Annotated in this window: 12 protein-coding genes; 8 read left to right on the forward strand and 4 right to left on the reverse strand. The window is 64.7% G+C overall.

What is annotated here, in order from left to right; translation table 11 throughout:
- Positions 1-76 precede the first annotated feature (76 nt).
- Together BLR85_RS10445 and BLR85_RS10450 are read right to left on the reverse strand one after the other, a co-directional pair.
- Positions 77-1,306: a sigma-54-dependent transcriptional regulator gene (locus BLR85_RS10445; protein ID WP_093155114.1), complete on the reverse strand. Its 1,230-nt coding sequence runs from the start codon at positions 1,304-1,306 to the stop codon at positions 77-79.
- Complete coding sequence (locus BLR85_RS10450; protein ID WP_093155117.1) at positions 1,303-3,081, reverse strand: sensor histidine kinase; 1,779 nt, start codon at positions 3,079-3,081, stop codon at positions 1,303-1,305. Before BLR85_RS10450 ends, BLR85_RS10445 begins: the two co-directional genes overlap by 4 nt.
- A 103-nt stretch (positions 3,082-3,184) precedes the next feature.
- On the opposite strand from BLR85_RS10450, the gene BLR85_RS10455 reads away from it, so the two are divergent.
- Positions 3,185-4,366 carry a cytochrome P450 gene (locus tag BLR85_RS10455; RefSeq protein WP_093155120.1) on the forward strand — a complete coding sequence of 394 codons (1,182 nt, stop codon included), beginning with the start codon at positions 3,185-3,187 and terminating at the stop codon, positions 4,364-4,366.
- Positions 4,367-4,473: 107 nt separating this feature from the next.
- Here the strand turns inward: BLR85_RS10455 and BLR85_RS10460 are convergent, their stop codons facing one another.
- Complete coding sequence (locus tag BLR85_RS10460; protein ID WP_093155123.1) at positions 4,474-4,941, reverse strand: Lrp/AsnC family transcriptional regulator; 468 nt, start codon at positions 4,939-4,941, stop codon at positions 4,474-4,476.
- Positions 4,942-5,087: 146 nt separating this feature from the next.
- Here BLR85_RS10460 and cysG point away from each other — a divergent pair, with 146 nt between their 5' ends.
- The 6 genes from cysG (at position 5,088) to BLR85_RS10490 (ending at position 10,637) form a co-directional block, all read left to right on the forward strand.
- Positions 5,088-6,488: a siroheme synthase CysG gene (cysG, locus tag BLR85_RS10465; protein ID WP_093155126.1), complete on the forward strand. Its 1,401-nt coding sequence runs from the start codon at positions 5,088-5,090 to the stop codon at positions 6,486-6,488.
- On the forward strand, positions 6,488-6,817 hold the full coding sequence (locus BLR85_RS10470) for a DUF2849 domain-containing protein (RefSeq protein ID WP_093155129.1): 330 nt from the start codon (positions 6,488-6,490) through the stop codon (positions 6,815-6,817). Before cysG ends, BLR85_RS10470 begins: the two co-directional genes overlap by 1 nt.
- Before the next feature lie 66 nt (positions 6,818-6,883).
- The gene (locus BLR85_RS10475; protein ID WP_093155132.1) at positions 6,884-8,548 is read left to right on the forward strand and encodes a nitrite/sulfite reductase; all 1,665 of its coding nucleotides are present in this window, start codon (positions 6,884-6,886) and stop codon (positions 8,546-8,548) included.
- Positions 8,538-9,293 carry a phosphoadenylyl-sulfate reductase gene (locus BLR85_RS10480; RefSeq protein ID WP_093155135.1) on the forward strand — a complete coding sequence of 252 codons (756 nt, stop codon included), beginning with the start codon at positions 8,538-8,540 and terminating at the stop codon, positions 9,291-9,293. Before BLR85_RS10475 ends, BLR85_RS10480 begins: the two co-directional genes overlap by 11 nt.
- 1 nt (position 9,294) lies before the next feature.
- On the forward strand, positions 9,295-9,708 hold the full coding sequence (locus BLR85_RS10485; protein ID WP_093155138.1) for a DUF934 domain-containing protein: 414 nt from the start codon (positions 9,295-9,297) through the stop codon (positions 9,706-9,708).
- Positions 9,709-9,776: 68 nt separating this feature from the next.
- Positions 9,777-10,637, forward strand: coding sequence for a ferredoxin--NADP reductase (locus tag BLR85_RS10490; RefSeq protein ID WP_093155141.1), 861 nt, complete (start codon positions 9,777-9,779; stop codon positions 10,635-10,637).
- Between the two features lie 66 nt (positions 10,638-10,703).
- Here the strand turns inward: BLR85_RS10490 and BLR85_RS29095 are convergent, their stop codons facing one another.
- A complete protein-coding gene (locus BLR85_RS29095) occupies positions 10,704-10,847 on the reverse strand; it encodes a hypothetical protein (RefSeq protein ID WP_170844527.1) in 144 nt (47 codons plus the stop codon).
- A 234-nt stretch (positions 10,848-11,081) separates the two neighbouring features.
- Between BLR85_RS29095 and BLR85_RS10495 the strand changes: the two genes are divergently transcribed.
- Complete coding sequence (locus BLR85_RS10495; protein ID WP_093155144.1) at positions 11,082-12,992, forward strand: alpha-amylase family glycosyl hydrolase; 1,911 nt, start codon at positions 11,082-11,084, stop codon at positions 12,990-12,992.
- Positions 12,993-13,022 lie beyond the last annotated feature (30 nt).

Raw genomic sequence — 13,022 nt, forward strand, 5'->3', positions numbered from 1 at the left:
GGTCGTGCGGTCTGCCACACAAGCGCGAAACCGGTTTGTGCGAAAACCCGCACAGCACGCGGAACCGCCAGCCGACTCAACCGCCGCGGTAATCCTCTGCCCGCAGCCCATGCCGGGCGAGCTTGTCATAGAAGGTCTTGCGCGGCAGCTTGAGTGCCTCGGCGGCCTGCACCGCACGTCCTCCCGCCTTTTCAAGCGCAGCGATCAGAAGCGTGCGCTCAACCTGCGCCATCTGTTCGGCCAGCCCCGCATCCTCCGCCGGGGACGGATCGTTCAGCCCCATGGCAAAACGCATCGCGGCGTTCATGAGCGAGCGCGCATTGCCGGGCCAGTCCTGTGCCATCAGGCGCGCGATCACGTCGGAAGAGATGTCAGGCTCCGGCAAGGCCGCCTGCTCGCAGGCGAGCGAAACGTAGTGGCGAAACAGCGGGCCGATATCCTCCTTGCGCTCGTCCAGCGGCGGAATACGGACCCGCAAAACGTCGAGCCGCATTGCCAGGTCGGCCGAGAATCTCCCCGCCTCCACCTCGCGCTGCAGGTCCTTGTAGGTGCCGGCAATCACGCGGGCATCGCCACCGGCATCCAGCCGGTCCAGCAGGGCAAGCTGCGCCGCCGGGCCGAGCGAGGAGACCTCGTCGAGAAAGAGCGTGCCCGCGCCCGCCGCCTCGCAGGCCTCCTGCAGGCTTTCGGGCCCGAGCGCTGCGGCGGAGCGTTTGACAAAGGGGTGCGGCGCGGCCGGCGAGACGAGGTGGATCACCTCTGCCACCTTGGCCGTGCCAGATCCGGTCGGCCCAGTCACCAGCACCTCCGCCCCGGCCCGCGCAACGAGGCGCACCCGCGCGCGCAGTTCCTCCGATTGCGGGGAGGTTCCGCGCAACATGCGCGCCGCGGCATCGCCCGAGGCAAGCTCCCGCTTCAGCCGCCGGTTCTCCATCACCAGCTCGCGCGCCGCCAGCGCCTTGTGAACGACGGTCAACAAGGCGCTGGACTCACATGGTTTTTCGAGGAAATCGAACGCTCCGCGCGAGATCGCCCGTACCGCCATCGGCACGTCACCCTCACCGGTCAGCAGGATCACCGGCAATTCCGCGTCCGCCTGCAGGACGTAATCCAGCAGCGCGAACCCGTCCTTGCCCGGCATCCGGATATCGGTCACGACCACGCCGGCGAAATCCGTCGAGACATGGTCCTTCGCCTCGATATAGCTGCCCGCCAGGATCGGCCGCAGATCGGCCAGTTCCAGCGTCTGGCCGAGCGCCTCGCGCACCGCCGCATCGTCATCCACCAGAAGCACCCTGTCGGTCACGCCACCGCCTCCATTTCAGCCGGTTCAAGCTCCACCGTGAACACCGCCCCGCCCTCGGGCCGGTTCGCGCCCCGGATCGCCCCGCCAAGACTCTGCACGATGCCATAGGAGATCGACAATCCCAGCCCCATCCCCTCGGAGCGGCCGACCTCCTTGGTGGAGTAGAACGGGTCGAATATCCGATCGCTCGACGCGATGCCGCATCCGGTATCCGACACGCAGAGCCGCACCTTGTCCGCAAGCTCGATGGACACGCCCAGCCGCTTGTTTTCCCGGTCTTCCATCGCGTCGAGCGCATTCGAGACGAGGTTCATGACCACCTGCTGCAGCCGGACCTCGCCGCCGCGCACGATAACCGGCGAGGCGGGTGGATGCCAATCCAGCGTTACCCCCTCGCGCTTGATCCGTCCCTCGCTCAGAAGCAGCACCGCTTCAACAACCGCCGCGAGGTCCACAGGGCGTACTGGCTGCACCTCTTGCCGGGCGAATGCCCGCAGGTTGCGGATGATCCGCCCCATTCGCCGCGCCATCTCGGAGATCCGGCCGAGATTTTCCGCCGCCCGTTCCGGCCTGCCCCGCTCCAGGAAGGCGGCACCGTTTTCCGCAAAGGAGGAGATCGCCATCAGTGGCTGGTTCAACTCGTGGCTGATCCCCGCCGACATCTGGCCCAGAGCCGAGAGCTTGCCCGCCTGGATCAACTCGCCCTGCGCGCGTTTCAAAGCTTGCTCGGCGGCGATGCGCTCGTCCACCTCGCGCCGGAGCGCCTTGTTGGCCGCCGAGAGCGCCGCCGTGCGCTCCCGTACCCGCTGCTCCAGCCGCGCATTGGCCGCTGCTTCCGCGTTCAATTGCGCCGACAACCGCTGCCGCCGGTCCATAAGCGACAGGATGAAGGCGCCGATCACGAGACCAAGCGTCGCCGTCACCAGCGCCTGCCAGCCCGCAAGCGTCACCGCCGGCGCGATATCGACCAGTGCTTCCCCCTGCATGCCGATCACCGGCAGCGGCCGGGTCAGGTGGATCGACGCGCGCGGCACGTAGCGCCCGGCATCGAGCCGCCAGAGCTCAAACCCCGAGATCACGATTTCTCGCACCTCGGGGAAAGGAGAAAGCGGCGCGCCGCCATAGCGCCCGCCCGCTGTCGCCGGCAAAGGCAGGGTGCGGGTCCGGAACAGCAACTCCGAGCGGTTGGAAGACAGGATCACGCCATTTGAATCGGTAAAGGCGACCGTCATCGCGTCACCGCGCCATTCTGCCTCGATGGCACCGATATCGGCCCTCACGACCACGGCCCCCGCGACCGGCCCACTTTGCGAGAAGATCGGCGAGGCAAAGGTCGACACCCGCAATCCGCTGTTCGGCTCGACGGAATGATAAGCCCCGAGCGCACCGTCCTCGATTGCCCGTTTCAGGTAGGGCGAGCTGGCAAGCGGCGTCCAGGATTCCTCCGATGTCGCCAGCACCTGCCCGCCCGGCGCCACCGCGAGGATTTCCAGTGAGCCGGTCTTGTCCGCCGTCTCCCGCAGCAGCGCACTCGCCGTGCGTGCATTGCCCTGTCCGTTCAGAAGCGCCTCTAGGTCGGGATGATCCGACAGCAGCACGGCAAGTTCGCGAAAACGCTGCAACTGCCCGACGAGCCTGTCTGAGGCGACCGACAGGTCCGCCTCGCCGCGTTCGGCCAATGCCTCCAGGTCCGACGACAGGGAAAACCACCACACGCCGCCCGAGAACCCGGCCACGACAGCCAGATACGCCAGAATGGCCCAAATTCGTCTCACATCGCGCCTCCCTGGCCCAGCCTAGATGCGGCACGGGGCGAAGAAAAGACAGCGCCGCCGTGAAGCGCTTGCCTGGGGCGGCAATTATCGGCACCAACGACCCATGCAAAGAGTGACCCAATCTCCGACCGATCCGGATTTCGTCCAGAATCCCTACCCGTTTTACGCGCGTGCCCGCGCCACCGGCGATCTTGTTTTCTGGGAAGACTACGCCATGGTCGCCGCCACCAGCCACGCCGCCGTGAACGCGATCCTGCGCGACCGGCGTTTCGGCCGCGAGGTGCCGCCCGAATTGGCCCAGCCGGTGCCCGAACGGCTCGCGCCCTTCTATGCCATCGAGGCGCATTCAATGCTGGAGCTGGAGCCGCCCCGCCACACCCGCCTGCGCAAGCTGGTCACGCGCGCCTTCACCACCGCCCGGATCGAGGCCCTGCGCAGCGATATCGACGAGCTGGTGCAGGATCTCCTGCGCGCCTTGCCCGCCGGGCCATTTGACTTTCTGGATGCGTTCGCCCGCCCCCTGCCTGTTACCGTGATTGCCCGCCTGCTCGGCGTGCCCGAGGATCGGACCGACGATCTTCTGCGTTGGTCCAACGCCATGGTCGGCATGTACCAGGCCGGTCGCTCGCGCGCGATGGAAGACGCCGCCGTCGCCGCGACGCTGGCCTTCCGCGCCTATCTGGACGCGGTCATTACCGCCCGCCGCGAGCAACCGGGGAACGACCTGCTCAGCCAGTTGATCGCCGCCGAGGAGGACGGATCGCATCTCAGCGCCGACGAGCTGATCTCCACCGTGATCCTGCTGCTCAATGCCGGCCACGAGGCCACCGTGCACAGCCTCGGCAATGGTGTGAAGGCGTTGCTTGAGCATGGCGGGCAGGACCTGCTGGCCGATCCCGACAGCCGCGCCAGCGTGATCGAGGAAACGCTCCGCTTCGATCCCCCTCTGCACCTCTTCACCCGTTACGCTTATGAGGACATGTCGCTCTTCGGGCATGACTTCCGGCGCGGAGATCAGGTCGCCTGCCTGCTGGCCTCCGCCAACCGGGACGCGCGCATCTGGAGCGACCCCGAACGCTTCGACCCGCACCGATCGGTCGTGACGAATGCCAGCTTCGGCGCCGGGCTGCATTTCTGCATCGGCGCCCCGCTCGCCCGCCTCGAGATGTCCCGCGCCCTGCCCGCGCTTTTCGCGGCCCACCCGGGCCTCACCCTGGCCCAACCGCCGCGCTACGCCGACATCTACCACTTCCACGGCCTCGAAAGCCTGCACCTGCAGTTCTGAGAGCGGCCCCTCAGGGGCACGATCTTGTCAAAGATCGTTTGGACCCGCGCGCGGCAGCGCGCGGGCCACCAGAAGGCTCCACCGCCTTGGAGGGCTCCCGAAATAGGTCAGAATTCCAGCGGCAGGGCCGTGGTCGACTTGATCTCCTCCATCGACAGTAGCGCTGTCACGTTGTGAATGCGCACCTCCGAGATCAGCGCCTGGTAGAAGCGATCATAAGCGCGGGCATTTGGCACCAGGACCTTGAGAATATAGTCGATATCTCCCGCGAGCCGATGCGCCTCAAGCACTTCCGGGCGCGCGTTCAGCGCCTCGAGGAAACGCCGCTGCCACTCCTCTTCATGCTCGCTGGTGCGGATCAGAACAAAGAAGCAGGCTTCCAAACCGAGCGCTTCGGCATCGAGCAGGGCGGTGGTCTGCCGGATCACGCCCGCCTCCCGCATCTTGCGCACCCGATTCCAGACCGGCGTCTTCGACGAGCCCACCGCGCGGGCGATATCGTCCAGAGACTGGTCGGCATCGCGCTGCAATTCCGAAAGGATCTTCCGATCCAGCGCATCAAGACGGACATCCATTCCGGCATTCCCCCATTGCAAGGAACATGCGGCTCCCCACCCACCGCAGAAAGAACAAACATCCTTCTTTTCGTCAATACCTAGCGGAATACCGGAACAAAATTCTATATTGCAGTGCAGAAACAGCCGCCACGGAGCCACCGATCATGCAGCACTTCCCCATCTTCCTGGATGTCGCCAACAAGGCGATCGTCCTGTCGGGCGGTGGCGAGGCGGCGCTCGCCAAATTGCGCCTGCTGCTCAAGACCGAAGCGCGGCTGCATGTGTTCGCGGCAGATCCGGCCCCCGAAATCGAAAACTGGAACACTGACGGCCACCTCGCGCTGACCCGCCGCCCGCTGGCTGCTGATGATCTCGTTGGCGCCACCCTGGCCTATGCCGCCAATGAGGACACCGCCGAAGACGCGCGGGTTGCCGACATGGCCAGAGGCGCCGGGGTGCTGGTGAACGTGGTCGACAATCTCGACGCCTCCGCCTTCATCACCCCCGCCATCGTCGACCGGGACCCGGTCACCGTTGCCATCGGCACCGAAGGCGCGGCCCCCGTGCTCGCCCGCGCCATCAAGCGCGATCTCGAAGAGCGCCTGCCGCAGAATCTTGGCCTTCTGGCCCGGATCGGCAAGGCCTTCCGCGCGCGCGCGGACGCCCTGCCAATGGGCCGTATCCGCCGCGATTTCTGGTCGGCTTTCTATTTCACCTCCGGTCCACGCGCCGCCGTTTCCGGTCACGCCGCCATCGAGGCCGCGCTGGAGGCGGAGTTGCAGGCCCATCTCGGCAAATCCGCTCAGCCCGGCCATATTGCCTTTGTCGGCGCTGGCCCGGGCGATCCTGAACTGCTTACCCTCAAGGCCCGCCGCGCGCTGGACGAGGCCGATATCGTGATCCATGACCGGCTGGTCCCGGTAGAGATCCTCGAACTGGCCCGCCGCGAAGCGTTGATCCTCTCGGTCGGCAAGGAAGGCTTCGGCCCCTCCACGCCGCAGGACCGCATCAATGAGTTGCTCATCGAGCATGCCGGCACCGGCGCACAGATCGTGCGGCTGAAATCAGGCGATGCCGCTGTCTTTGGCCGGCTGGAAGAAGAACTCGACGCCGTCGAAGCCGCAGGAGTCAGCTATAGCGTCATCCCCGGCATCACCGCCGCCTCCGCCGCGAGCGCCCAGATCGGCCGTTCGCTCACCGCGCGGGGCCGCAATTCGGAACTGCGCCTGCTGACCGGTCACGACATGGACGGGCTGGCCGAGCAGGACTGGCAGGCACTGGCCCGCCCCGGCACCGTCGCCGCCATCTACATGGGCAAGCGCGCCGCGCGTTTCGTGCAGGGCCGCCTGCTGATGCATGGCGCCAGTGCCGACACGCCCGTCAGCATCGTCGAGAACGCCTCACGACCCCAGAGCCGGTCGCTCCCCAGCCGGCTCTGTACCCTGGCCGAGGACGTGGCGCGCGCTGATCTCTCCGGACCCGCCGTCATGTTCCTCGGTCTCTCTCCCCGAGACGCCGCCAACGCGGCAGCCCAGATCGACATCGCCGCAAAGGAACACGCCTGATGCCCCGCCCCTTCACGCCGAAAATCATCACCGCCAACGCCTTGCTGGAGGGCGATGTCGTCTACTTCACCGAGAACGGAAGCTGGTCGCGCAACATGAGCGAGGCGGAACTGCTCGAAGACGAGGCCCACGCCACGATCCGGCTGATCGACGCCGAACAGCAAGGGCATATCATCGTCGGCGCCTACCTGGCCGATGCGAAGTCTGGCCCCAAGGGGCCCGAGCCGGTGCATTTTCGCGAAAGCTTCCGCGCCCGCGGCCCGTCCAACTACCTCCATGGCAAGCAGGCCGACGCCCGGTCCGACGCCCGATCGAATGACAATTACTGAATACGTCTTTCAGCTTTCCTGAATCATTCCTTCAGGATAAACGAAAGTCGTGATCGGAGATTAAAGATGTATCGCTACGACGAATTCGACACCGCCTTCCTTGCCAAGCGCAATGCTCAGTTCCGTGCCCAAGTGGAGCGCCGCATCGACGGCTCGCTGACCGAGGACGAGTTCAAGCCGTTGCGCCTGATGAACGGGCTCTACCTGCAACTGCATGCCTACATGCTGCGGGTCGCCATCCCCTATGGCTCGCTCGACGCACAGAAGTTGCGCAAGCTGGCGGAGCTCGCGGAGCGGTGGGACAAAGGCTACGGCCATTTCACCACGCGACAGAATATCCAGTATAACTGGCCCAAGTTGCGCGACGTGCCGGACATGCTGGACGCGCTGGCCGAGGTCGGCATGCACGCGATCCAGACCTCCGGCAACACGATCCGCAACGTGACCGCGGACCATTTCGCCGGCGCTTCCGCCGACGAGATCGCCGACCCGCGCCCCTATGCCGAATTGATCCGCCAGTGGTCCACCGACCACCCGGAGTTCCAGTTCCTGCCTCGCAAGTTCAAGATCGCCATCACCGGCTCGCCCAATGACCGCGCCGTGACCCGCGCCCATGATATCGGCCTGCGGATGCTGGAGCGCGAAGGCCAGACAGGCTTCGAGGTGATCGTGGGCGGCGGGCTTGGCCGCACGCCGATGGTGGGCAAGGTGATCCGCGATTTCGTGCCGGAAAACGAGCTGCTGCCCTACCTGGAAGCCGTCGTGCATGTCTACAACCAGCACGGCCGCCGCGATAACAAGTACAAGGCCCGCATCAAGATCACCGTGCACGAGAACGGGCTCGACACGATCCGCGAGCAGGTTGAAGCCGCCTTCGAGCGCACCCGCGCCGAATTCGAGGGCGTGGACGAACGCGTCATCGCCCGCATCCGCGCCCGTTTCCGCGCACCAGACCTCGTGGGCGGCGAAACGCAGGCTTACCAAGATGCGCGCCTGGACCCTGTCTTCCGTTCCTGGGCGGACACCAACCTCGCCGAGCACAAGGACCCGGACCACGCCATCGTGACCATTTCGCTCAAGGCGCATGGGGCAACACCGGGGGATGCCACCGCCGGCCAGATGCGGGTAATGGCGGAGCTTGCCGAACAATATGGGTATGACGAGCTGCGCATCAGCCACCAGCAGAACGTGATCCTGCCCCATGTCCGCAAATCGGACCTGCCGGCGGTATTCGAGGAGCTGAAGGCGGCAGGGCTGGCCACGGCCAATATCGGGCTCGCCTCGGACATCATCGCCTGCCCCGGCATGGATTACTGCGCGCTGGCCACCGCGCGCTCGATCCCTGTCGCCCAGCAGCTCGCACAGCGGGTCGAGGACCTGCGCATCGAGCACGAGGTCGGCCCGCTGCAGATCAAGATCTCCGGCTGCATCAATGCCTGTGGGCATCACCATGTCGGCCATATCGGCATTCTCGGCCTCGACCGGGGCGGCGTGGAGACCTACCAGATCACGCTTGGCGGCGACGCCACCGAGACTGCCGAGATCGGCCAGCGCACCGGCCCGGGCTTCTCCTACGAGGAGATCGTGCCGGCCATCGAGCGGCTGATGCTGGCCTATCTGGAAGTGCGCGAAGACGAGACCGAAACCTTCCTCGAAGCCTATCGCCGCCTTGGCGTTGCTCCCTTCAAGGAAGCGCTCTACGGGCCGGAGAAACAACGCGATGCAGCCTGACGCAATCCAGACAGTCCCCGCCAACCGGGCGGAAATCGTGACCGACGCCATCGGGTCGCTGCAAGGTGCCAGGCGGCTGGCGGCGGCCATTGCGCATCCCCTGATGGGCAAGCTGGCGATGGTTTCCTCCTTCGGGGCAGAATCCGTCGTCCTGCTGCACCAGCTTTCGCTCGTGGCGCCCGAAACGCCGGTGCTCTTCATCGACACGCAGATGCTCTTCCCCGAGACGTTGGACTACCAGCGCGAAGTGGCGAACGCGCTCGGGCTGACGGGCATTCGGGTGATCCGCGCGCGGGCCATGAACCTCGCCGTGGAGGACCCCGCCAATGCGCTGCACCTGAGCGACACCGACGCGTGCTGCGACTTGCGCAAGACCCGGCCGCTGGAGAAGGCGTTGCAGCCCTTCGATAGCTGGATCTCCGGGCGCAAGCGGTTCCAGTCAGGCACCCGCGCCCGGTTGCCGCTGATCGAGGAAGAGGCCGGAAAGTTGAAGCTGAACCCGATGGCGGACTGGTCTTCCGAGCAGATCGCCGACTATATCCGCCGCCACGACCTGCCCCGCCATCCACTGGTGGCCAAGGGCTTCCCCTCCATCGGCTGCGCGCCCTGCACCTCGCCCGTGGCCGAGGGTGAAGACCCGCGCTCGGGGCGTTGGCGCGGCCAGGACAAGGTCGAATGCGGCATTCATTTCGTGAACGGCAAGATGGTCCGCGTTGGACCTGCCACAACAGAGCAAGGAACCTGACATGGCTGTCATCGTGACCGACCAGGGTTTCGGCCCCGAAACCTTTGACGGCGTTTTTACCGCGCTGGATGAGCTTCCGCCCTCGGGTGAAGCCCATGCGGTGGACCTCGCCCCTGACACCGTTACCAAGGCGCTGGCGCCGCTGGTGGGGGCTGTCGGGCTGATCCGCATCGACTTCCCCAGCTTCGCCGATGGCCGCGGCTTCTCCATCGCGCGCGCCCTTCGCCGCATGGGATATTCTGGCCGCCTGCGCGCCCGGGGCCACGTGCTGGCAGACCAATATGCCATGGCGCGGCGCTCCGGTTTCGACGAGGTGGAGATCGACGAGTCTCTGGCCGCGCGCCAGCCCGAGGATCAATGGCTTGCCCGCGCCGATTGGCAGGAGCATGACTATCGGTCGCGCCTCGCAAGCTGAACTCTGCCCTTTACATAAATTCAATATCCCGCATACACGAACAGGATCGGAGCCCGCCGGGCACCGAAATGGATGACATGACCGAGCTGAAACCCGTGACCGACGCAAACCCGATCAAGGCCGTTCCCACCCTGCCCGACGCGCAGACAGTGACTTTCGTGAAGCACTGGACGGACCGGCTGTTCCATTTCCGCTGCACCCGCCCGCAAACGCTTCGCTTCCGGTCGGGCGAATTCGTGATGATTGGCCTGATGGGCGATCCGGACCCGAAAACGGGCAAGCAGAAACCGATTCTGCGCGCCTATTCCATCGCCTCGCCCAACTGGGACGAGGAGCTGGAATTCTATTCGATCAAGGTGCCGGACGGCCCGCTGACCTCCCGGCTGCAAAAGATCAAGGTGGGCGACCAGATCATCCTGCGGCCCAAACCGGTCGGCACGTTGGTGCATGACGCGCTGCTACCGGGCAAGCGGCTGTGGTTCTTCGCCACCGGCACCGGGTTCGCGCCCTTCGCCTCGCTCTTGCGCGAGCCGCAGACCTACGAGGATTACGACGAGGTCATCATCACCCATACCTGCCGTGAAGTGGGCGAGCTGGCCTATGGCGCGGAGTTGATCGAGGACCTGCGCAAGGACGAGCTTCTGGCCGAGCTGATGGGCGAGGATTTCCACAAGAAGCTGCGCTACTACCCGACCACGACCCGCGAGGAGAGTCACAAGATGGGCCGCATCACCGACCTGATGCGCTCGGGTGAAGTTTTCCGCGATCTCGGCATCGAACCGATCGCACCGGAGACGGACCGGGCGATGGTTTGCGGCAATCTCGCCTTCAACCTCGAACTCAAGGAGATGCTCGAGGAATACGGGCTGCACGAGGGTGCCAATTCCGAGCCGCGCGAATATGTGGTCGAAAAGGCCTTCGTGGACTGAGCCAGCCCTTGACCGAATGCCGGACGCCGCGCCCGATGGAGCGCGGCGTCGTTGTTTCAAATTAGGTCAATTGTTGGAGGCGGCGCCATCCGTAGCGCTTTCGGTGGCGGCGGGCGCCATTTCGGCCTCCTCGTCCGTTCCTCCGGTGAAAAGGGAGTAGCCGACAACAATGAGGACGACGACGACAGCGATTCCGATCCACTTGCCCATTTTCGATATCCTTCTGACTAAATGACGCCGCAAGTTCTGGCGACGTTTCCACTATGCCACCGGATTGCGGTACTTTTGACAGCCATGGCATAATGGCGGTGTCGTCGGCGGCAGATCGCCTGTTTTGGGCTGAACGGCTCAAACGCGCGAAAGATGCGACCTTCCAAACCGCTTTGGATGCCCCTATGAAGCGGTCAAACACCCGTTTCCAATTCCAAGCAGATGAGTCGCCCAATGGACATCGCCTATGAATCCCGCAAGACGCTCGACACGATCCTGAGCGAAACGGATTTCTCGGAGATACCGGCCCGCCGCCGAAAAGCGTTCCTGAACCGGCTGGAACAGCATTTCCCCGCGTTGTTCGAGCACTTGCTGACACTCTATGGCAACCACTACGATGCCTGGCTGCACATGCGCCGGCTGGTCGAAACGCTCGCCCAACACCAGGTGAAGAAACACCATGCCGGGCTGCCCGGCGGCAACCAGCCTTGGTATCTCGGCGAAGATCAGGTCGGCATGGCGGTTTATGTGGACCTGTTCGGCGGCGACCTGAACGGGCTGATCGAACGCATTCCCTACCTGGAAAGCCTCGGCATCACCTATCTGCACCTGATGCCGCTCTACGAGGCGCCGAAGGAAAACAGCGATGGCGGCTATGCCGTCTCAGATTACCGCAAGGTGGACCCGAAGCTCGGCACCAACAAGCAGTTGAAGGCGCTGGCAGACGCGCTGCACAAGCGCGGCATCCGGATGGTTCTGGATTTCGTCTTCAACCACACCTCCGACGAACATGCCTGGGCCAAGGCGGCGCTGGCCGGCGATCGCCGGTATCAGGACTTCTACTACCTGCTCGACGAGCCGGAAGCCCGCGCCTATGACGCCACCCTGCGCGAGATCTTCCCGACCGTGCGGCGCGGCTCGTTCACCTATAACGAAACCGTCGGCAAATGGGTCTGGACCACGTTCAACTCCTTCCAGTGGGACTTGAACTATTCGAACCCCGACGTCTTCGTCTCGGTCGTGGACGAAATGCTGCATCTCGTGGCGATGGGCGCCGATGTGCTGCGGCTCGACGCGCTGGCCTTTGTCTGGAAAGAGCTCGGAACTGTCTGCGAGAGCTTGCCGAAGGCGCATACCTTGATCCAGACCTTCAATCTGTGCCTTCGGATCGCGGCGCCGCATGTGCATTTCAAATCCGAAGCCATCGTCCATCCGGACCAGGTGAACGAGTATATCGGATTGGACGAGTGTGAATTATCCTACAATCCGCTGATGATGGCGCTGATGTGGGAGAGCCTCGCCACGCGACGCACCGGACTGCTCAACGCCTCGCTGGAGAGGAGCTTTACCATCCCCGAGGGGACGACCTGGGTCAACTATATCCGCTGCCATGACGATATCGGCTGGACCTGGGACGACGCGATTTCCGGTCGGCTGGGGATCAACGGGCAGGATCACCGCTATTTCCTCAACCAGTTCTACACCGGCCGTTTTTCGGGCAGTTTCGCCAATGGCGTTCCCTTCCAGGAGAACCCGAGCAATGGCGACTGCCGCGTCTGCGGCACGCTGGCCTCGCTCGCGGGGGTTGAACAGGCCGGGGCATCCGGCGACCCGCAGCTTCTGGAACATGCGCTGCGCCGGGTTAAGCTGCTCAACGGGATCGAGCTGTCCATGCCGGGCCTGCCGCTGCTCTACCAGGGCGACGAACTCGGCGCGCTCAACGACCACAGCTACCTTAAGGATCCTGGCAAGGCGGAGGATTCCCGCTGGGTGCATCGCAAGGCACTGACCGAGGCGGATTTCACGGCGGCGGCAACGAAGGGCACGCCACAGAACCGGATCGCCACGGACATGGCCGCGATGATCCAATTGCGCAAATCGCACGAGATTTTCGCCGCGCAGGCGTTTGAGCTTCTACGCTCCGACAATCCGCACGTCTTTGCATTCTTGCGTCGGAATGGGCCGGAAACCCTTCTGGTCATTGCGAATTTCAGTGAACATTCCACGCAGCCGGGGCTTGATCCGGCGGCCATTCCCGGCATCGATGCTGCACGGGACCTGCTGTCGTCCGACACGACCGGAAAGGGGGCCCTACAGGAGCTTGAACCCTACGCGCTGCACTGGTTCCACCTGCAATCGGCCTAGCGCGCAGATGGTACAGTAAGGCGCCGCCCG

The sequence above is a fragment of the Aliiruegeria lutimaris genome (genome assembly GCF_900099935.1).
In the GTDB taxonomy this organism is placed as follows: domain Bacteria; phylum Pseudomonadota; class Alphaproteobacteria; order Rhodobacterales; family Rhodobacteraceae; genus Tropicimonas; species Tropicimonas lutimaris.

Bases quoted from the DNA above. Each gene is read 5' to 3' on its own strand.
- cysG (WP_093155126.1), top strand. From the start codon at position 5,088: ATGCAGCACTTCCCCATCTTCCTGGATGTCGCCAACAAGGCGATCGTC.
- BLR85_RS10455 (WP_093155120.1), top strand. From the start codon at position 3,185: ATGCAAAGAGTGACCCAATCTCCGACCGATCCGGATTTCGTCCAGAAT.
- BLR85_RS10470 (WP_093155129.1), top strand. From the start codon at position 6,488: ATGCCCCGCCCCTTCACGCCGAAAATCATCACCGCCAACGCCTTGCTG.
- BLR85_RS29095 (WP_170844527.1), bottom strand. From the start codon at position 10,847: ATGGGCAAGTGGATCGGAATCGCTGTCGTCGTCGTCCTCATTGTTGTC.
- BLR85_RS10475 (WP_093155132.1), top strand. From the start codon at position 6,884: ATGTATCGCTACGACGAATTCGACACCGCCTTCCTTGCCAAGCGCAAT.
- BLR85_RS10485 (WP_093155138.1), top strand. From the start codon at position 9,295: ATGGCTGTCATCGTGACCGACCAGGGTTTCGGCCCCGAAACCTTTGAC.
- BLR85_RS10490 (WP_093155141.1), top strand. From the start codon at position 9,777: ATGGATGACATGACCGAGCTGAAACCCGTGACCGACGCAAACCCGATC.
- BLR85_RS10480 (WP_093155135.1), top strand. From the start codon at position 8,538: ATGCAGCCTGACGCAATCCAGACAGTCCCCGCCAACCGGGCGGAAATC.
- BLR85_RS10495 (WP_093155144.1), top strand. From the start codon at position 11,082: ATGGACATCGCCTATGAATCCCGCAAGACGCTCGACACGATCCTGAGC.
- BLR85_RS10460 (WP_093155123.1), bottom strand. From the start codon at position 4,941: ATGGATGTCCGTCTTGATGCGCTGGATCGGAAGATCCTTTCGGAATTG.